Source organism: Spirosoma fluminis, assembly GCF_054778895.1.
The window spans coordinates 196,410-217,010 of record NZ_BAAGZD010000036.1 but is presented as its reverse complement, the minus strand read 5'-3'; the positions used below and the strand labels follow the sequence as shown (position 1 = coordinate 217,010).

Here is a 20,601-nt window from a genome sequence, read left to right as displayed (position 1 = left end):
GGATGTTGTCGAGGCCCACTGCCCCGACAACAAATAGAACAATAGATTATTAGCTGCGCTCCGGACGCAGACCGCGAACGGCGCTACCGGCCTGCCACATTTCTGATTCGCGCAGCTCAGCTAATTCGCCCTCAAGTTTCTCGCGGTAATCAGGTTGTGAGTTACGGGTAATGGAGATGTTGGCCTGTTCGCCCGCTTTCACGGAGTTGTACAGCTGCTCGAACACGGGCTTGGTGGCATCACGGAAAGGTTTCCACCAGTCGAGGGCACCACGTTGTGCCGTAGTCGAGCAGTTGGCGTACATCCAGTCCATACCGTTTTCGGCGACGAGTGGCATAAGCGACTGGGTTAGCTCTTCAACGGTTTCATTGAAGGCTTCCGAAGGGCTGTGGCCATTGGAGCGTAATACTTCGTACTGAGCCGCAAAAATGCCCTGGATCGCCCCCATCAACGTACCGCGCTCACCGGTCAGATCAGAGGTTACTTCTTTGTAGAAATCAGTTTCAAACAGGTAGCCCGAACCAACGCCGATGCCCATAGCGATGCATTTTTCACGAGCGTGACCCGATGCATCCTGATAAACGGCAAAGCTGGAATTGAGGCCTTTGCCTTCTACGAATAACCGGCGTAGCGATGTACCAGAACCTTTCGGTGCCACTAAGAATACATCAACATCAGTAGGAGGAACGATGCCCGTTTGATCTTTATACGTAACACCGAAGCCATGCGAGAAATACAATGATTTGCCAGGCTTAAGTGCGGCTTTTACCGTAGGCCAGAGTTCAATCTGGGCAGCGTCGGAGAGTAAAAAACAGATGATGGTGCCGCGCTCGAGGGCTTCTTCAATCTCAAACAGGGTTTCGCCCGGTACCCAACCGTCGGCAACCGCTTTGTCGTACGTTTTACCTTTCCGTTGACCAACAATAACGTTAAAGCCATTGTCACGCATGTTGAGCGATTGACCGGGGCCTTGTACGCCATAGCCGATAACGGCAATTACTTCATTGGCCAGCACCTCACGGGCTTTCTCCAGTGGGAATTCTTCCCGTGTAACAACTTGCTCTTCAACTCCTCCGAAATTAATCGTTGCCATATTTAATTGATTTTTGTACTCGTGTATTCAGGTTAATTAGTTACAGATAATAAGCCCATTCGGCCTCAGGTAAGTATTCGACCAGCCCTTTTTCGGTTTTACCTACCGCGACCCGGCCGGACCGCACAAACTCCAGAATTTCGTACTGTTTGAGGTAAGCGAAGAAATCAAAAATGTCTGTGTCATTACCCGTCTTTTCTATCACTACGTAGTCCAGCCCCCAGTACACGACCCAGGCTTTATACCGCTTGTTGATGGTTTCTACATCGAGCGATTTACCACCCAGTGGGGTCGAAATTTTGAACAGGGCAATCTCGTTATAGACAATCTCATCGTTGAGATAGCCAAACACTGCCAGTACTTCGACAATTTTACGTATTTGCCGGACCAGTTTCTCTACGTCCTCACGCGATTCGTGCTTGATGACGATCGTAAACCGGGAGATGCCTTTCCGTTCGGTTTCTGATACGGTCAGGCTTTCAATATTGATACGACGGCGCGTGAAAATGATCGTGATCCGGTTGAGCAGCCCGATCGTGTTTTCCGTGAATATGCAGATAGTGTAGGTCGTCATGTTGTGGTTGGTAAGGTGTCATTCAGCATTATTGGTCCTGTTGTTACGAAATGAGCTGATGACCATTTATGACACGTAGCGAACGACTATTTCAATCTAATTTGCGATACGCTTGTCCCGGCTGGTACCATCGGGAAGACATTCTCTTCTTTCTCCACAACTACTTCGAGCAGGTACGGGCCATCGTGAGCCAGCATCGTATCGAGGGAAGCTGATAGGTTCTCGCGTTCGTCGCAGGTATGACCATCCATACCGAACCCTTTGGCAATGGTGATGAAGTCGGGATTTTGGAGTTCCACAAACGAGTAGCGCCGTTGGTGAAACAATTGCTGCCACTGCCTGACCATGCCTAAAAAGTTGTTATTGAGGATGATCGCTTTTACCGGCTGCTTATTCTGGACAATGGTGCCTAACTCCTGTAAGGTCATCTGAAAGCAACCGTCACCAATAACGGCCACAACCTGGCGGTCAGGTGCGCCGACCTGCGCACCAAACGCAGCGGGTAAGGCAAAACCCATCGTACCCATCCCCCCCGACGTAACCAAGCTGTTTGGCCGACGGAACTGGTAGTAACGGGATGCCTTCATTTGATGCTGCCCAACATCGGTAACCAGAATCGCTTCACCATTCGTTTTTTTGGACAGCAGATCGATGACTTCTGCCATTTTAATCTTGTCGGCGGTACCGGCTAACTCCGGTGTTGTAATGGCTTCGTCTTCTACTGCGTCATATTTGCGAAACTCATTCCGCCAGATTGTATGATCGTTAGGATGTACGAGCGGCAGTAAGGCTTTCAGCGTTTCTTTGGCATCGCCAACAACCGGCGCATCCGCTTTAATGATTTTGTCAATTTCAGCCGGGTCAATTTCGATGTGAATGACTTTCGCCTGTTTGATGAATTTACTGGTATCACCCGTTACGCGGTCGTCGAAGCGCATACCGATAGCAATAATCAAATCGGCCTGATCGGTCATTACATTTGGACCGTAATTACCATGCATACCTAACCAGCCTACGTAGAGAGGGTGAGCGGTAGAAATCGTAGATTGCCCGAGCAGTGTTGTGGCAACCGGAATACCGGTCTTCTCGGCAAACGCCAGCAGTTCCTCTTCAGCCTTGGCGATCTGCACACCGTGGCCAACAAAGATGTAAGGCCGTTTGGCTGCATTAATCAACTGAGCGGCTGCCTCCACCTGGTCCTGCTTGGGAACCAGGCGAGGGCGATAACTGACAATCGACTGGCAACGTTCGTACACGAACGGTTTAGTCATCAGCTCAAGTTGCGCACTCTTCGTAATATCGATCAGTACCGGACCGGGGCGACCCGACTGGGCTATATAGAACGCTTTCGAGATGACATCGGGGACTTCGTCGGCGCTCGTAATCTGATAATTCCATTTGGTGATGGGCATAGTGACGCCCATTACGTCGGCTTCCTGAAACGCATCGGTACCCAGCAATTTTTTAGCCACCTGACCTACAATGCAGACCATAGGCGTTGAGTCGATCAGGGCATCAGCAATGCCCGTAACGAGGTTTGTTGCGCCGGGACCGGACGTAACGAGGCATACACCGGCTCTGCCAGTAACCCTGGCGAATCCTTCGGCGGCATGAGCCGCTCCCTGCTCATGACGTACCAATATATGGTTAATACGGTCCTGGAAGTCGTATAGGGCGTCATAGACCGGCATGATGGCTCCGCCCGGATAACCAAAGATGGTTTCTACCCCTTCGGCTACCAACGATTTCATTAAGGCTTCTGAGCCGTTTACATAAGTAGGGGCCGTTTCTGGCTCCTGAATTTGCGGCATTACACTGGCAACTGCTTCCATGACGCTAGTCGTTTATATTGTTCAGTTTGTTGTTTCTGGCGAAGTATTTTATTTATTCTTCATCCGTTACGCAGCCCTCGCTGGCTGACTTCACGTTTCGGATGTATTTTCCGAGAGTACCTTTCGTAAAACGTGGGGCAGGTTGGCTCCATTGGCTCCGACGCTGGTCCATCTCCTCGTCGGATATATGAAGGGTTATCTGACGATTGATAGCATCAATTGTAATAAGATCACCATCCTGAACAAGAGCAATAGGACCGCCCTCGTAGGCTTCAGGCGTAATGTGGCCGACTACGAAGCCGTGGGTACCCCCCGAAAAACGTCCGTCGGTTATCAACGCAACTTTGTCGCCTAAGCCAGCGCCCATAATAGCCGAGGTTGGTTTCAGCATCTCGCTCATGCCCGGGCCGCCTTTGGGCCCTGCGTTACGGATTACAATTACCTGGCCCGGTAAAATCTCTCCTTTCTGCAAAGCGCCAATCACTTCGCCTTCGTGCTCGCATACCTTGGCAACGCCTTCGAATCGCTCGCCTTCTTTACCCGTGATCTTGGCAACTGATCCGGTAGGGGCCAGGTTACCGCGAAGGATCTGGATGTGTCCGGTTTTCTTGATCGCTTGTGCTAACGGAAAAACAATTTTTTGCGTATTGAAATCGAGATCAGGCGCTTCGGTCAGGTTCTCGGCAACCGTTTTGCCCGTAACCGTCATGCAATCGCCATGAATCATACCTTCCTGATGCAAGTATTTCATAATCGCCGGTACACCACCGATGGCCAGTACGTCTTCCATGTAGTACTTGCCGCTTGGCTTCAAGTCAGCTATCAGCGGAACCCGGTCACTCATGGCCTGAATCTCATCGAGTGTCAACGGAATATCGACCGCCCGGGCAATTGCCAAGTAATGCAACACGGCATTGGTAGAGCCGCCAAGTGCCATCACTACGGTGAACGCATTTTCGAGCGACTTGCGCGTGATAATATCCCTCGGCGTAATATTACGTTCCAGAAGCAACCGCATAGCGGCTCCTATTTTCTTGCATTCTTCCTGCTTACCTTCGTGCGTAGCCGGGTAGCTACTGCTGAATGGCAAACTAAGTCCCATAGCTTCAATGCTACTTGCCATGGTGTTTGCCGTATACATACCACCACAGGCACCTGCTCCGGGAATGGCATTCTGAACCACGCCCTTGAAGTCTTCATCTGATATGTTTCCGGCGTAACGTTTACCCAACGCTTCAAAGGCCGAAACGATATCTAATTTTTGCCCTTTGTAATGACCCGAACGTATCGTGCCGCCATATACCATAATACCAGGTCGATCGAGACGAGCCATGGCCATTATGGCCCCTGGCATATTTTTGTCGCAGCCAACTACGGTTACAACACCATCGTACCACTGAGCCGCCACCACTGATTCAATTGAATCAGCGATTAAGTCGCGGCTGGGTAGTGAGTAGCGCATGCCGTCATTCCCGTTTGTCATTCCATCCGATACACCGATTGTATTAAAAATTAAACCAACCAGCCCATTCGCCTGAATCCCCTGTTTCACATACACGGATAATCCGTTCAGGTGCATGTTGCAGGTGTTGCCTTCGTAACCTGTACTAGCTATACCGATCTGAGGTTTTTGCATATCCTCTTCGGTTAGCCCAACACCATAAAGCATGGCCTGGGCAGCAGGGTTACTTATATCCTGAGTAAGTGTTTTGCTAAAGCGGTTTAGTTCGGTGGCTGAGGTTTCTGGAATCATAACTTGCGTCTAGCGAAATTTCGCTACTGGTGTAATAACGCTGTAAATAAAATTCATGTTTATTTAAAAGGCAATAGTTCAGGTATTATTTATTAGTTAAAGGTCGAACCCTGTATTTTTGGGCTATGACAACAGAAACCACATCGCATTACGATCATCTGGAACAGATGCCTGTTCACGACCTACTCGTGAATATTAATGAGGAAGACAAAACAGTACCGGATGCTGTAGAAAAGGCAGTACCGCAGATTGAGGCACTTGTTACTGAAATTGTTAAGCGCATGAAAGCAGGTGGGCGCTTAATTTATATCGGGGCCGGTACCAGTGGACGGTTGGGCGTCGTTGATGCCTCCGAATGTCCACCGACCTATGGTGTGCCGTTTGATCTGGTAATTGGGATTATGGCTGGTGGCGATGGAGCTATTCGGAAAGCCGTAGAATTCGCCGAAGACGATGCCGAGCAAGCCTGGAAAGATATTGCGCCTTACGAACCTAGCCCAACCGATACCGTGATTGGAATTGCGGCTTCTGGGCGAACTCCCTATGTTATCGGCGGACTACAGCAAGCCAGGGCCAACGGACTGTTGACGGGCTGTATTGTATGTAATACAGGTTCGGCTGTTGCTCAGGCAGCTGAGTTTCCGGTTGAAGTAGTGGTTGGTCCGGAATTCGTTACGGGTAGTACGCGCATGAAGGCGGGGACTGCACAGAAACTGGTGTTGAACATGATTTCTACGTCAGTTATGATTCAGTTAGGCCGGGTGAAAGGTAATAAAATGGTCGACATGCAACTGACAAATGTTAAATTACAGGATCGGGCCGCTAAAATGGTTATGAGCGAAATCGGTGTCAGTCGGGAGGAAGCCGAATCCTTACTAGAAAAGTACGGCAACGTGCGAGGGGCCATTGATAACTTTAAACAGAATAATTCGTAAGCCGCTCCTGCAATATTTTGGTCTGAATAACGACTGCCTTTTTGTAGTGAACTAAAGAGCATGAATAAAAAGGTATTGTTGATTGGCCGTAATCCAGCGGTGCTGTCGGCACTCGCTGAGGCATTGATCAACGAAAAGATGCTTGTAGAAACGACCCGTCTTGTCGAACAAGCTGATCAGGATTTTAATGCGGCCGATTTTGATCTGATTGCGTTTGGGCGGGGCGTCGATGAAGATACGAGAGCGGGCCTGAAAAGAAACTTTAAAGGCCAGCATCCAGGTGTGCATTTCGTTGACGGACTTGCCCCTATCGTTCCATTACTCGTAAGACAGATTACGACAACGCTGGCCGCCAAACCTATTGAGACTAATCGGCTGGTTAGCGTGAACTGTGAGCAATCGGAAACGATTCAGCTATACATAGTTGTCCGGCAAGCCTGTCGGTTAACAGTCGATTTGTACCAGCTTAACGCGATTCACACAACCAGTCAATCTACGTTATTTACCCGTTATATTGAAGCTGGAAACCATCAGTTTGACGTTAGTCGAACGCTCCTGGAAGACACAATTGCGAGTTTCTTGTTTGTGACCGCAGATGAGGATGAGTTTACTGTTCTTTCGTTACGTTAACGGGTGAATTTTAGTCAAACGACACGGACATGTCTGCCTACGGGTTGCAGTTGCCCGCACTTCGTTAATAACTGGGCGCTTTCGGCAAGGCACCGAATAAGGGAGAAACAGCCTATGGTTGGAATCGCTTTTGCGTTGAGCAACGGTTGTTTATGCGTATCGACCGCCAGGTGCCAGCCTGTCTGTTTAGAATCGGGAAAGGTTTCAAATGTGTAGTCGTGAATACGTTTAAACCATTTGGGGCAGTCGGGGTGGTGCGTATGAAAGTACCCTTTTAGTAAAGACGTGATGGCTTCCAGTTGTACCCAGGCCCATTTCATGGAAGTGGCTGGTACAATTAGGGGCTCACCTTTGGCGTCGATAAACTCGTTCAGTCCACTGGCTGCTTCGTCCCACGCCTGTTCACAAAGTTTAAGGCACCAGGCCGTTACCTGAATGGCTAATTTTCGGTTACCACTCTCTGCGCATAAATCGAGCAGAAAACCCACCGTCTGGAAGATCAGCCCAACATTCAGCCGCCGACCTTCGGGCGTATTCATAAATCCGCCTTCGGGTAAAATATGTTCCCGCAGGGCGTCGGTACGTCGGTCCAGAAATTCACGTAACAGTCGTTGCAGAATAATCTCTACCGTTTCTTTCCAAACCTCCTCATCAAACAGGGCCTTTGACTCAAGCAGGGCCTTAAGTGCCGTTGTCGGTTCACTAAGGTGCCATACGTTCCTGAAATCACCTATGTTCTGCGTTTGCTCAAGCCGTATCGAATCCCAGCGGGTAGATAACGTAGTGAATGTTTGCTTAGCCAGCAACGCCCACTCATCTTCACCGGTTGCCTGGTAAAACTGAGCATAGGCCATCACCACGAAGCTATCCGGAACAATACTCGTATGTGGAGCTACAGGACGGCCACGGCGGTCGAGCTGCGTATAGCAATTTAACATATCATCGTGGGCAAACTGGCTCAGAAAGTCAATTCCGTGCCGGGCGTGCGCCAGCCAGTTCGGCTGTCCATCAAACGAGTTGTATAGCCAGGAGAAAGCCCAGGCCTGCTGAGCCTGCAAAGCCACAAATTTATCCCCCTGAATAGGTTCGCCAGCAGCCGACAGCATGTCAAAATACCCTCCGCATTGTTTGTCGCAGCTGTTCTTGACCCAGAAGGGCACAGCCTGACGTAATAAGGCCTGTTGGTAATCAGCGGAAAGCTTTTGAAAATTCAGCATACCCGTAAATATATAAAACGGGGTTGGACTGATGCATCAGTCCAACCCCGTTTCGCGTGTTTTCTCTGTCTTAATAGATCCGCTCGACCTCCCGTTGCTCTTTTCGAGATGCGGTATCGTCGTCGGGTAAGATAAATTGCATCGGTTTACCAACCTGTTCAGGTAGCAAAGCAAACTCCAGCACCTGATCAACCGTATCTACGTAGTGGAATTTCAATTCTTTGATGTATGTCTGATTAATCTCTTCGATGTCTTTTCGGTTCTTCGAACACAAGATAATCTCTTTAACGCCGGCCCGGTTAGCAGCCAGAATCTTTTCTTTAATTCCACCTACCGGAAGAACTTTGCCACGCAACGTTATTTCGCCAGTCATGGCCAGATACGGGCGCACCTTTCGTTGAGTGTAGATAGATGTCATCGACGTCAGCATCGTAATGCCCGCTGACGGACCATCTTTCGGAACAGCACCAGCGGGAATATGGATGTGCAGATCATAATTGCTAAAAATCCGGTAATCGATTCCCAGCGTATCGGCATGCGCTTTCAGGTAAGAAAGGGCTGTAATGGCCGATTCTTTCATGACCTCACCAAGCTGTCCGGATAAGGTCAAGACGCCTTTGCCCCGGCTCAGGCTTGATTCAATCAACAGGATTTCGCCACCGACCTGGGTCCAGGCTAGCCCAGTAACAATACCCGCAATGTCGTCGTCAGCGTACAGCTCTTTATCAAAGATTTCGGCCCCAAGCATTTTTGGAATATCAGCCGCTTTGATCGTATGGTTATACTCTTCTTCCATAGCGATCGATTTGGCTACCTTCCGCACTAAAGCGCCAATTTTCTGCTCCAGATTACGTACCCCCGACTCACGCGTGTAGCCTTCGATGATACGTAGAACGGCTTTATCTTCAATAACCAGATCTTTGGGTTTCAGACCATGATCTTTACGTTGTTTTGGAATAAGATACTTTTTGGCGATCTGCACCTTTTCTTCAACGGTATACCCCGCGATATCAATGATTTCCATCCGATCACGCAACGCGGGGTGGATGGTGTCCAGCGAATTCGCCGTAGCTATGAACAAGACACGCGACAGATCGAACTCTGTTTCGAGGTAGTTGTCCATGAACGTTGAGTTCTGTTCCGGATCGAGTACCTCCAGCAGAGCCGATGATGGGTCACCCCGAAAATCAGAACTGACCTTGTCGATTTCATCCAGAATAAACACCGGATTGGCCGTGCCGCACTTGCGGATGTTCTGGATAATCTTGCCCGGCATAGCACCGATATATGTTTTGCGGTGCCCACGAATTTCAGCCTCATCGTGCACTCCACCGAGAGCCATACGGCTATACTTACGCCCCAGCGCTTTTGCAACCGACTTACCCAGCGATGTTTTACCAACACCAGGAGGGCCATATAGGCACAGAATCGGGGCTTTCATATCATTTTTTAGCTTCAGAACGGCGAGGTATTCGATAATCCGTTCTTTCACTTTTTCGAGCCCGAAGTGATCGGTATCCAGAATTTTCTGCGCCCGTTTCAGGTCGAAGTTGTCCTTTGTGTATTCATTCCAGGGCAAATCAACCATCAGCTCGATGTAGTTCATCGTAACCGGATATTCCGGAGCCATGGGGTTGATACGCTGCAATTTGTTAAGCTCTTTCTCAAAGTGAGCGCGAACCTCAGTCGGCCATTTTTTTGCGTCGGCCTTTATGCGTAGCTCATCAATGTCGCGGTCGGGATTATCCATGCCCAGTTCGTCCTGCAAAACTTTCATTTGCTGGCGTAGGTAATAATCACGCTGTTGCTGGTCGAGATCAGACGAGGCTTTCGATTGAATTTCCCGCTTCAACTCAAGCAGCTGCACTTCCCGGAGCATATACTCCAATAAGAGGTTGGCCTGTTGGTTGCCTTCCAGGGTTTCGAGCAGGCGCTGCTTATCCGCTACGTCGGCGTTGATGTTCGACGACAGAAAGTGCAGCAAAAAGGTTGGGCTCTCAATGTTGTCCAGCGCAATGCGGGCCTCTTGCGGAATTTCAGGATTGAGACGTAACATTTTGTAAGCCGCGTCCTTCAGCGACTGAAGCAGTGCTTTTCCTTCTTTCTTGTTCACGTTCGGAAATACGTCGTCAATCTGGCGAACCTTCGCCGTCATGTACGGGTCTTCCTGGGTGATTTGCTGAATTTCGAAGCGCTTTTTACCTTGGATGATAATGGTGATATTACCATCGGGCAGCGTAATCATCTTGATAATATAAGCTACTGTGCCGAATCGATACAAATCGTCGACAGTAGGTTCATCTTTCTGCTGATTCAGTTGGGCGGTCACGCCGATTATTCGGTTGCCTTTGTAAGCTTTTTTGACCAGCCGTATCGATTTCGAGCGTCCCACCGTAACGGGAATCACCATGCCTGGAAACAACACAGTATTCCGAACCGGCAAAATGGGCAGGTTCGCTGGAAGGTCATAATCATCATCCAAACCCTCCGGCGATCCTAGCGGAACAATCTCCAGATTGTCCGAGTCGAAATCGGCCAGCAACAAACGGGTAGTTAACTCTTTATTTGAAATCATAAGTGCACTGCCAATGTGACAGCTTTCATTACATGTAGGTGTCTGTTACTTGCAGAAAAGTCAGGGGATAAAGTACTTGCAAGGCCTGTGCCAGTTCGTTCTCTTATGACGAGACGGCGGACCTGACGTTACTCTCACAAAATAACTAAACTAGCAACCTATAGCCCTAATAAATTTATTAATCAGAAAGAAATGTCCTGAATGGGCTGATTTTTGCGAAAAACAAACGTTTTTTTCTGGCCGACGTAGTTTATGTTAACCATGTTGACCTGATCGTCAAAGGTCTCCATCAATACATTCTGCTTCAGTAGACCTCCCTTGAAAGGTTCGGCATAAGGCATTTCGAGATAGAGCCAGTTGGCATCAGCTTCGACCTCATGTCCCACATACTCAAAGGGTTTGGGTTGTTTTTGGGCATTTACGTAGGCAAAGTGAGAACGGATGTATTTTTCGATTAATGGATCGTTTTTATCGCTTGAACGGTCTGCCGAAGGTGTACTTGATAAGTAAACTTTAGTTTTATGTTCCTCTGAAAGTGCTTTCTCAAAATCATCGGTAAAAATCCGGATGCTGATTTCAAAGACACGGTCTTTTTGATTATACTGCATTTGCGTAACGCTGGCATGGAAGTCATGAAGCGTTAAGGGCCGGCCGCCAAATAGGCAACCGGCCACAATAAACAGAATGAGAAAACGAAATTTTACCCCTTTCAAGATCTAGAAAACAGCTTTAAATACGTCGTTGAAGATAGCAAAGGCCATTAGTCCCAGTAAGATGACCATGCCTACCCGTTGCGCTGCTTCCAGAAAGCGGTCAGAAGGCTTACGACCCGAAATGATCTCATAACTCAGAATCGTTGCGTGCCCGCCGTCCAAAGCCGGAATGGGGAGCGCGTTCATAAACGCAAGTGCCATCGACAGTAGTCCGGTAACTGTCCAGAAGCGATCCCATACCCAGATACCGCCAAACAGATTCTGGGCAATACCAATCGGACCACTGAGCGCTTTTGACGCCGAAACTTCACCTCGGAATATCTTGCCAAATCCCTTTATGTTGTCGTAAACGACCTGAAAGGCCCGTTGCGTACCAACTGAAATGGCTTCCCCGAAAGTATACTCCTGAGTCGTGAGTTTGAGCAGGAATTCAGGGTAAAATCCAATTGTACCTTCTTCCGTAGTAGTCATCTTGAGCGCTACGTCCTGTCCATTCCGATTAACGCCTAAGGTGATGGGTTTACGCTTAAGCGGTTTAACAAGCTCGGTAAATTCATGGTAGAAACGAATTGGCCTACCGTTAACGCTCGTGATTACGTCACCTGCTTTTAGACCGGCTTTTTCGGCGGGCTGTCCCGGTGCTATTTCCTTAACTTTGAAGGGTTCAATAGGATCGATGAACTGCAACGCTTTTTTTCTGTCTACTAGTTTATCGACAAAATCATTGGGAATATCAATGTCGATAAGTTGACCGTTGCGTTCAACTGTGTACGAACTGTTTGTGCCAAGAAATACATTGGAAACGTCAATCGCTTCTTCAAAATTGGTAATCTCCTTGCCATTGACCTTCACAATTTTGTCACCAGTACGTAAGCCGATGCTCTTGGCCAGATCGTAAGCGACTATACCGTATTTAGCGTCTTTGGCTGCCAGATACGTATGCCCATTTTTGTACGACAGAACCACAAAAATCAGAATACCCACGATTACATTGACGATAATACCGCCGAGCATAACGATAAGGCGTTGCCAGGCTGGTTTAGCACGAAACTCGTAAGGCTGGGGTTCCGTCAATGTATGAGCCGTATCCAGCGACTCATCAATCATGCCCGTAATTTTGACAAATCCGCCCAGCGGAATAGCTCCGACTCCGTATTCTGTTTCGCCCCGTTTGATGCTCCATATTTTGGGTGGGAAACCAATAAAGTATTGCTCAACGCGCATGCCGAACGCCTTTGCTGCCAGCAAGTGCCCTAATTCATGTAAGCCTACCAAAATGGACAAGCCCAGAATGAGCTGCCCTGCCATCACTAAAATTTCCATCTATTCAGAACTGAGGTAATACAGATTTACAAATGAGCAAACTGGACTGGTTACTTCGAACGACGTTTAAGCGCTCTGAGTAGGAAGACGCCAAGCGCAATGCCAATAACAAACCAAAGCCAGTATTCCATCTATTCGAAAACGTTGAGGATAACACTTACTGTACAAACACCTAAACCAAAGTTTTGATTCGCTCAGCCGCTAATCGCCGAACTTCGTCGTCGCTACGTACATAATCATCGTACACGGGTTGTTGAACAAAGGTCGCTTTGGACAGACAAGACGCAATAATCTCCGAAATCTCCAGGAAGCCAATCTGATCGTGCAGGAAAGCGTCAACGGCAACCTCATTGGCGGCATTGATAATGCAAGGGGCATTACCACCCCGCTCCAGGGCCTCAAACGCCAACCGCAAGTTAGAGAACGTTTCCATATCGGGCTGTTCGAATGTGAGGGACGGATAATCCAGGAAGTTAAAGCGCGAAAAATCCGACCGTAAACGGTTCGGGTATCCCAGGGCAAACTGGATCGGCAGGCGCATATCGGGTAAGCCCATCTGTGCTTTTAAGCTTCCATCTTCAAACTGCACCAGCGAATGAATAATGCTCTGCGGGTGAACCACTACGTCGATCTGATCAGGTCGGAGCCCAAACAACCACTTGGCCTCGATGACTTCCAGCCCTTTATTCATTAAGGTAGCCGAATCGATGGTAATCTTAGCGCCCATGGTCCAGTTCGGATGCTTCAGGGCCTGCGCTTTAGTGACTGTTGCCAGAAACTCGCGTGATTTACCCCGGAAGGGGCCGCCGGAAGCCGTCAGAATTATTTTCTCGATCGGGTTATGGAATTCACCAACCAGACACTGGAAAATTGCTGAGTGCTCCGAGTCGACCGGGTAGATGTTCACCCCTTTTTGGGCGGCTAGCTGCGTAATCAGTTCACCAGCCACTACCAGCGTTTCTTTATTGGCCAGCGCAATGGATTTACCGGCTTCAATCGCTTTGATCGTGGGTAGCAGACCTGCGTAACCGACCATGGCGGTAAGCACCATATCAACGGTATCCATCTGAACAACCGAAGCAATAGCCTTGAGTCCGGCATATACTTTAATTCCCAGCGGGTCGAGGGCTGAAAATACCTGGTCATAGCGATCTTCATTGCAGATGACAACTACGTTAGGCTTTAACTCGATGGCCTGCTGGATAAGTAAGTCAGCATTGGTATTGGTCGTCAGCACCTCCGCCTGAAACTGGTCAGGATGAGCTTTTATTACCTCTACGGCCTGCGTTCCAATGGAACCCGTCGAGCCGAGAATGGCGATATGGCGTTTTTTATTAGTCATGTAATTTACTACGAAGGTATTGGATATGCCGATAGTAGGGAGAGTTTAAGGCTTCAACAAGAGCACCGTTTTCGTAGTCGACGTTACCAATCATATCAATGAGTACATCTTTAAGAATGACGAGGCTATCGCGGCTTGTTTGGAATATTAAATCTTTATCTACTCCTCTATAGTCATAAGCTAAATAATTACGCATTCCTGCTATCTGCTGGCAGGGAATAGCCTGATAAGCATTCTTTAAGCCGATGTCAAATTTTTTAGATTCTTCACTAATAACAAGTAACATATTCCACGTAGCATTGAAATCCAATTGGTCGTTTGCCCAAGTGAATTCTACAGGATCGAAGAAGCCATTAGTATACACGAATATTTTTTCGATGCATTCCAAGGTCGTGCATATATGCGTTGGGTTACGACTGCAAAACCTAAATGACGTCTTTGCGCATGCTGTGCTTGATATATGGGTTCATCAGCTCGCTGCCAACTAAGTCCATTTTTCGGTGGAGTTTCCGGCGAAGAATCCTATACAACCGTTCCTTCTGTGTTCAGGCTAACTTAACATTTGGCTTTTAATCGTATACGAGATCAATGTCGCTCTTTTCGGTTTGTTCATTCCGCGCAAAGCTGCCATATATGCCTATTCGCTCAATGCCAAACTCTTCGCGCAATCTTTCTCGATTTGCTCTCAGCGGTTCTAAGATATAGTCTCGATCAACAGTTGCTGATTTCATTGGCTAGGCCGTTTTTTCTGTTTCTAATAACCCGTCCGCGATTTTTCGGTCGTTTGCCAGGCGGGGTACTTTATTTTGTCCACCTAATCTGCCCTGCGACTTCATGTACCGTTGAAAAGCACCGCGTGGCAGACTCGTTAGCTTCAGCGGTTGTAAGATGGCACCTGTGATGAGGTCGTCGTAATATACATTAAGTTTGATCAGGTGCTTATCAAGATCGCGGGCGAAGGCAGTAACGTCGTTAGGCGGAGTCGCAAACTCTACGAACCATTCGTGATAGGGGAGGCCTTCCTTTGGGCTAACCATCGGGGCAACTGTAAACTCAACGACCTCGGTTTCGGGATGTTGCTGCATGGCGTACTGCAACGATTTTTCAACTTCTTCGCCAATAACGTGCTCACCGAAGGCCGAAATAAAATGCTTGATACGTCCCGTTACAAGTAATCGATACGGATCACGAGATACAAACTTCACGGTGTCGCCAATCGAGTAGCCCCACAAACCCGCGTTGTTATTAATGATCACGGCGTAGTTTTTACCCAGCTCCACCTCGTCAATCGTGAGTCGACGCGGGTTTTCGGTAAAGTACTCGTCGGCGGCAATAAACTCGAAAAAGATGCCGCTGTCGAGCAGCATCAATAAGCCTTCCTCTGTCTGCGTGTCCTGAAAGGCAATGAAACCCTCGGAGGCCGGATACGTTTCGATCGAATCGATGCGTTTGCCAATACTTTCGTAAAGTTTGGCACGATACGGATCGAAATTGACGCCACCGTATATAAATACCGAAAAATCAGGAAATACGTCTTTGATCAGCTTACCGGTACGTTCCTGAATTCGGTCGAAGTACATCTGCACCCAGGGTGGGATGCCCGAGATGAGCGACATGGGTTGCGTTAACGTTTCATCAATGATCCGTTCCAGCTTGGTCTCCCAATCGTCGATGATGTTGGTTTCGTAGCTGGGCAGCTGATTGGTACGTAGATACGCCGGTACGTGGTGATTGGCAATACCCGATAGTCGCCCAATGTTAATACCTGCTTTCTGATCCAGTTCAGGGCTACCGGAGAGGAAGATCAGCTTCTTGTCCAGAAAAGCGCCGTTGCCAGTTTCGTGAATATAATTCAGCAGGGCATCGCGGGCCGAATCGATATGGTTCGGAATCGAGTCGTGAGTGATGGGAATATATTTGGTGCCGGAGGTCGTTCCCGACGTTTTGGCAAAATATAAGGGCTTTCCTTTCCAGAGTATATCGGTGCCTCCGGCCAGAATTTGCTCGATATAGGGCTTTAACTCTTCGTAATCGCGAATGGGAACGGCTTGCCGAAACTCGGCAACCGATTGAATGTCATGAAAACGATGATCGCGGCCAAACACCGTATTACGTCCCTCCGTCACTAACCGCCTGAACCAGCGCTGCTGGACTTCGGTCGGCTGGTACATCCAGTCGCGCTGCCGTTCCACGACCCATTTGGCCAGTGGTTTACTCAATACCGAACGAATTCCCATGATTTCGCAAAAGTAATGTATAATAGACAATGAATAATGCAAAATGGGTTGTGCTTGAATGAACGGCATATACCGATGTTTTTAGGTAACCCATTACTCATTTGTCTGATTGTCATTTGAAAAATAGCGTATTCTATTCAAGGGGTGGGCGTAGTTTGTCTTGAATAATCTATATTTTTGCAAACCTTTCAAAAAACTGTACGCGCATTAAGGCTTAATAGCCAACCTGAAATGGGACTTTTCAATTTTTTAACCAGCGACATTGCGATTGACCTGGGCACGGCGAATACCTTGATTATTCACAAGGATCGGATTGTGGTGGATGAGCCTTCGATTATAGCAATGGACAAAGTCAGCGGTAAAGTGCTGGCTATTGGCCACAAGGCCATGCAGATGCATGAAAAGACCAATGAAAATATCAAGACCATTCGTCCGCTAAAAGACGGGGTAATTGCCGATTTTACAGCCGCCGAACTGATGATTCGGGGCATGATTAAGATGATCGATACCGGTAGTAAGCTGTTTTCGCCTTCGCACCGGATGGTCATCTGTATTCCTTCCGGCATTACCGAAGTTGAGAAGCGAGCCGTTAAGGACTCGGCCGAACACGCTGGTGCCAAAGAAGTATACATGGTGCACGAGCCAATTGCAGCCGCTATTGGTATTGGCATTGACATTACGCAGCCCAACGGCACAATGATTGTCGATATTGGGGGCGGAACGACTGAAATTGCGGTAATCGCTCTGTCGGGGATTGTTTGCGAACAGTCGATACGTATTGCAGGCGACGTATTCACCCGCGATATTGTTGATTACATGCGCCGGGAGCACAACCTGCTCATCGGTGAACGATCGGCTGAGCAGATCAAGATGGAAGTTGGTTCGGCGCTGCCCGAACTCGATAATCCACCGTCTGATTATGAAATCCGGGGTCGTGACCTGATGACGGGTATTCCGAAGGAAATTAAGGTTACGTACAGCGAAATCGCATACGCACTCGACAAATCCATCTCGAAAATTGAGGAGGCTACCATGAAAGCTCTCGAAATTTCACCCCCGGAGCTGTCGGCCGACATCTATACTAATGGTATTCACCTGACCGGTGGCGGTGCTCTCCTGCACGGACTGGACAAACGATTAGGCGCAAAAACCAAACTGCCGATTCACGTAGCCGATGATCCGCTCAAGGCAGTTGTGAAAGGTACGGGCGAAGTGATTAAAAACCTGGATATGTACCGGTCGGTACTAATTAGCTAAGAAGTCAGACATGTAGCCTGGAAATTAGTCTGGATAGCTGAAGAAATAGGCTTTCGGACTGATTTCCAGGCTATAGTTTTTAATCTAATGGGAGAGTTAGTTGACTTTTTCCTTCGAAGTCGAAACTTCATCTTGTTTGTGTTGCTGGAAGTCCTTTGTTTTTACTTCATTATTAACACGAGCAATTACTGGAGTGCTACGTATTTTAATACGTCGAATCGCTACGCAGCTCAAGTTCTGGCATGGTCGAACGCAGCCAATGAGTACGCCAGCCTGCGCCAGGTAAACGCCGACTTGGCGCAGGAGAATCAACGTCTTCGCGATCGATTAACCAAATTGCTTCAGAGTAAGCCCGCGGCACCCGACGAATATCTGGCGGACTCCGCCTTCGCTAACCGGTTCAGGTTTACAGTGGCTAAAGTGGTCAACAATACCACGCAGTTTGCCAACAACTACATTACCATCGATAAGGGTACGGACGACGGGATCCGGCCCGGTATGGGTGTTATCTCACCGACGGGTGTTGTGGGCCGTGTGAAAACGTGTAATCAGCATTTTTCAGTAGTTACCTCAATTCTACATTCCAGCTTCCTGGTGTCATCGGCGTTGACAAAAGCGGAAGAGATCGGAACCGCACGCTGGGATGGTGTAGACCCGCACCTGATTAAGCTAAACGATATTTCGCTCACCAAGCCTGTCAGCAAAGGGGATTCGGTGGTGACGTCGGAGCGTAATTCAACGTTCCCGCCCGGTATCCTGGTTGGCCGTGTCCGAACCATTGGCGTTCAGCCGAACCAGGTTTTTCATGACATTACGCTCGACTTGTCCACCAACTTTAGTAGTCTGGCGTTTGTGTACGTTGTGGAAAATAGCCTGCAAGGTGAGCAGGAGCAATTAGAAAAACAGGTAGAAGCTGAAAAATAAGTTTTCAGTTAGTCGGTTGTGTTAAAAACCACTAACTCCCCCATTCACTATTGACCGTTTTATTACAGCATGACCCTGCGCGAAATAATTACCACTACTTTACTTTTCGTGCTGTATTTAACCTTGCAGATTCTGCTTGCGCGAAATATTGTGTTATTCGATTACGCGTTCTGCTTTGTTTACATCGCCTGCATCCTGCTGTTACCCAACGAAATGAGCATGACCTGGTTGCTGCTGATTGGATTTGCTACGGGTATCATCATCGATACGTTCTATAACACGCTGGGCATGCACGCTGCCGCTACGGTATTGATGACCTATTGTCGACCGTTGGTTGTTCGAGCTCAGATTGATGTTCCAGGTATGGAATCCCGGATCGAATTCTCGTTGCAGGAACTCGGTACGGGGCCTTTTTTCCGGTACGTGTTTATAATGGCGTTAATTCACCACTTGGCGTTGTTTTTTATTGAAGCCAGTAGCGTAGCGTTACTCATTCCTACGCTGATTCGGGTAGCGGCCAGTACGTTGCTGACCAGCGTAAGTGTATTATTGATCCAATTCTTCACAAGAAACTAACATGGCTGAAACACTCATTCTGCCTCAGACCGCCGACCGCCGAGCCGTTTACGATTCGTTACTGCCGCAGATCACGGCTCTCGTTGGAGGTGAGTCAGATCAGATCGCTAACCTGGCGAACATAACGGCTGCTCTGAAAGCGGCATTCGGATTCTTCTGGGTTGGTTTTTATATAAAGAAAGATAACCAGCTCGTACTGGGTCCGTTTCAGGGACCAATCGCCTGCACACGTATTGCCTTTGATAAGGGCGTTTGCGGAGCAGCTTATACCCGCCGGGAAACGATTTTAGTACCGGACGTTGAGCAATTTCCTGGCCATATTGCCTGTAGTTCGGCGTCAAAGTCTGAGGTGGTTGTTCCTGTCTTTAACCAGGCCGGCGAAGTCGTTATGGTACTGGATGTTGACAGTGACCAGCTCGATGATTTTAGCCAGGTGGACGCTGAGGGGCTTGAGCAGGTAGCCAACTTAATTTCAACGTTTTACTGAGATAAGGTCAGGCAGTAAAGTTTACAGACTGGTGTCTTTTTCTGTAAACCCTGCAATACCATGTCTTCTTCGTTTTCGCGTCGGTCGTTTGTCCAGAAGGCGTCACTCGCAACCGCGGCCGCTATTGCCGCTCCTACAATTCTTACGGCTAAGTCTGGCCGAAACACCGCCGAAGCCGTTGTGATCGGTCATAACGGCTTCCGATACCGGGTGGTGCCCGGCTGGGGCTTGTTAGACGCCGGTAAGAATCCCGTCAATGATTGTCACGAAATGGTGCAGGACGCCAATGGGCGCATTCTGATGCTTACCAACGAGACAAAAAATAATGTACTCGTTTACGACAAATCGGGTAAACTGCTCGAAAGCTGGGGACACGAGTACCCCGGCGGTCATGGCCTGAGCATAGGGGGTGAGGGTAATGATCAGTATCTGCTCATTTGTGATACAGACCGTAATCAGGTCATCAAAACAGATCTGAAAGGGCGGGAGTTGCTGAAGCTGGACTATCCGAAAGAAACCGGAAAATACGCGTATCCTGCTCAGTTCAAACCAACAGAAACCGCCGTCAATCCGGCCAATGGCGATATCTACATAGTGGATGGCTATGGTCTGAACTACGTAATGCAGTATGATCGGACCGGTAAGCTAATTCGCTACTGGGGCGGAAAAGGTGAGGCCGTTGATACGTTCGACTGCTGCCACGGCATTGTCGTTGACCGACGTAACGCCAGCAGCCCTACTCTCTTAATTACCGACCGACGACGTAACGCCCTGAAGCGGTTTTCGCTGGATGGGAAATACCTGGCGACGATCGCCTTACCGGGGTCATATATCTGCCGCCCGGTGATTCACGGCCAGAATATCTACGGAGCTGTTTTCCGGAGTACGTCGGACTCGTATCCTGATTCGGGCTATATTCAGATATTGGATAAGAACGACCGGGTTGTATCGACGCCCGGCGGTTCGGAGCCTGTTTACCAGGGTGATAAGCTGGTTGAGCAGCGTAAGGACCGCAGTATGTCCACGTTCATACATCCGCACGATGTGCTCGTAGACGACGATGAGAACGTGTACGTAGCGCAGTGGAATTCCAAGAAAACGTATCCCATTAAGCTGGAGCGAGTCGCCTGACC

At 48.6% G+C, this 20,601-nt stretch carries 19 protein-coding genes; 7 read left to right on the top strand and 12 right to left on the bottom strand.

The features are described from left to right. Window positions 1–49: 49 nt before the first annotated feature. From ilvC to ilvD, 4 genes are all read right to left on the bottom strand, one after another. On the bottom strand, window positions 50–1,093 hold the full coding sequence (gene ilvC / locus ACYVBJ_RS21755) for a ketol-acid reductoisomerase (protein WP_460984408.1): 1,044 nt from the start codon (window positions 1,091–1,093) through the stop codon (window positions 50–52). A 40-nt stretch (window positions 1,094–1,133) separates the two neighbouring features. Then, a complete protein-coding gene (ilvN, locus tag ACYVBJ_RS21750; RefSeq protein ID WP_460984407.1) occupies window positions 1,134–1,667 on the bottom strand; it encodes an acetolactate synthase small subunit in 534 nt (177 codons plus the stop codon). An 86-nt stretch (window positions 1,668–1,753) separates the two neighbouring features. Next, complete coding sequence (ilvB, locus tag ACYVBJ_RS21745) at window positions 1,754–3,499, bottom strand: biosynthetic-type acetolactate synthase large subunit (protein WP_460984406.1); 1,746 nt, start codon at window positions 3,497–3,499, stop codon at window positions 1,754–1,756. Between the two features lie 52 nt (window positions 3,500–3,551). Beyond that, window positions 3,552–5,252 (bottom strand): dihydroxy-acid dehydratase, encoded by a 1,701-nt coding sequence (ilvD, locus tag ACYVBJ_RS21740; RefSeq protein WP_460984405.1) that lies wholly within the window; start codon window positions 5,250–5,252, stop codon window positions 3,552–3,554. A 125-nt stretch (window positions 5,253–5,377) separates the two neighbouring features. Between ilvD and murQ the strand changes: the two genes are divergently transcribed. Both murQ and ACYVBJ_RS21730 read left to right on the top strand, forming a co-directional pair. After that, on the top strand, window positions 5,378–6,187 hold the full coding sequence (gene murQ, locus ACYVBJ_RS21735) for an N-acetylmuramic acid 6-phosphate etherase (protein WP_460984404.1): 810 nt from the start codon (window positions 5,378–5,380) through the stop codon (window positions 6,185–6,187). Between the two features lie 60 nt (window positions 6,188–6,247). Further along, entirely contained in the window at window positions 6,248–6,817 is a 570-nt protein-coding gene (locus ACYVBJ_RS21730) for a hypothetical protein (RefSeq protein ID WP_460984403.1), read from the top strand. A gap of 14 nt (window positions 6,818–6,831) precedes the next feature. Here the strand turns inward: ACYVBJ_RS21730 and ACYVBJ_RS21725 are convergent, their stop codons facing one another. The 8 genes from ACYVBJ_RS21725 to ACYVBJ_RS21690 all read right to left on the bottom strand — a co-directional run bounded on the left by ACYVBJ_RS21725 (window position 6,832) and on the right by ACYVBJ_RS21690 (window position 16,224). Beyond that, window positions 6,832–8,034, bottom strand: coding sequence for an AGE family epimerase/isomerase (locus tag ACYVBJ_RS21725; protein WP_460984402.1), 1,203 nt, complete (start codon window positions 8,032–8,034; stop codon window positions 6,832–6,834). A 70-nt stretch (window positions 8,035–8,104) separates the two neighbouring features. Next, window positions 8,105–10,609 carry an endopeptidase La gene (gene lon / locus ACYVBJ_RS21720; protein WP_460984401.1) on the bottom strand — a complete coding sequence of 835 codons (2,505 nt, stop codon included), beginning with the start codon at window positions 10,607–10,609 and terminating at the stop codon, window positions 8,105–8,107. 182 nt (window positions 10,610–10,791) lie between these two features. Further along, window positions 10,792–11,322, bottom strand: a complete 531-nt coding sequence (locus ACYVBJ_RS21715; protein WP_460984400.1) for a DUF6702 family protein — start codon at window positions 11,320–11,322, stop codon at window positions 10,792–10,794. 3 nt (window positions 11,323–11,325) lie between these two features. Next, window positions 11,326–12,645, bottom strand: coding sequence for an RIP metalloprotease RseP (rseP, locus tag ACYVBJ_RS21710; protein ID WP_460984399.1), 1,320 nt, complete (start codon window positions 12,643–12,645; stop codon window positions 11,326–11,328). Window positions 12,646–12,817: 172 nt separating this feature from the next. Beyond that, window positions 12,818–13,987, bottom strand: coding sequence for a 1-deoxy-D-xylulose-5-phosphate reductoisomerase (locus ACYVBJ_RS21705; RefSeq protein ID WP_460984398.1), 1,170 nt, complete (start codon window positions 13,985–13,987; stop codon window positions 12,818–12,820). After that, window positions 13,980–14,375 (bottom strand): HepT-like ribonuclease domain-containing protein, encoded by a 396-nt coding sequence (locus ACYVBJ_RS21700; protein ID WP_460984397.1) that lies wholly within the window; start codon window positions 14,373–14,375, stop codon window positions 13,980–13,982. The genes ACYVBJ_RS21705 and ACYVBJ_RS21700 overlap by 8 nt, the downstream gene beginning before the upstream one ends. Before the next feature lie 181 nt (window positions 14,376–14,556). After that, window positions 14,557–14,718, bottom strand: coding sequence for a nucleotidyltransferase family protein (locus ACYVBJ_RS21695; RefSeq protein ID WP_460984396.1), 162 nt, complete (start codon window positions 14,716–14,718; stop codon window positions 14,557–14,559). Window positions 14,719–14,721: 3 nt separating this feature from the next. Then, window positions 14,722–16,224, bottom strand: a complete 1,503-nt coding sequence (locus ACYVBJ_RS21690; RefSeq protein ID WP_460984395.1) for a GH3 auxin-responsive promoter family protein — start codon at window positions 16,222–16,224, stop codon at window positions 14,722–14,724. A gap of 231 nt (window positions 16,225–16,455) precedes the next feature. Between ACYVBJ_RS21690 and ACYVBJ_RS21685 the strand changes: the two genes are divergently transcribed. From ACYVBJ_RS21685 to ACYVBJ_RS21665, 5 genes are all read left to right on the top strand, one after another. Then, on the top strand, window positions 16,456–17,481 hold the full coding sequence (locus tag ACYVBJ_RS21685; RefSeq protein ID WP_012930377.1) for a rod shape-determining protein: 1,026 nt from the start codon (window positions 16,456–16,458) through the stop codon (window positions 17,479–17,481). A gap of 87 nt (window positions 17,482–17,568) precedes the next feature. Further along, window positions 17,569–18,405 carry a rod shape-determining protein MreC gene (mreC, locus tag ACYVBJ_RS21680; RefSeq protein WP_460984394.1) on the top strand — a complete coding sequence of 279 codons (837 nt, stop codon included), beginning with the start codon at window positions 17,569–17,571 and terminating at the stop codon, window positions 18,403–18,405. Between the two features lie 69 nt (window positions 18,406–18,474). Next, complete coding sequence (locus ACYVBJ_RS21675) at window positions 18,475–18,981, top strand: hypothetical protein (RefSeq protein WP_460984393.1); 507 nt, start codon at window positions 18,475–18,477, stop codon at window positions 18,979–18,981. Window position 18,982: 1 nt separating this feature from the next. Further along, window positions 18,983–19,468 (top strand): GAF domain-containing protein, encoded by a 486-nt coding sequence (locus ACYVBJ_RS21670; RefSeq protein ID WP_460984392.1) that lies wholly within the window; start codon window positions 18,983–18,985, stop codon window positions 19,466–19,468. A 60-nt stretch (window positions 19,469–19,528) separates the two neighbouring features. Further along, the gene (locus ACYVBJ_RS21665) at window positions 19,529–20,599 is read left to right on the top strand and encodes an NHL repeat-containing protein (protein WP_460984391.1); all 1,071 of its coding nucleotides are present in this window, start codon (window positions 19,529–19,531) and stop codon (window positions 20,597–20,599) included. Window positions 20,600–20,601 lie beyond the last annotated feature (2 nt).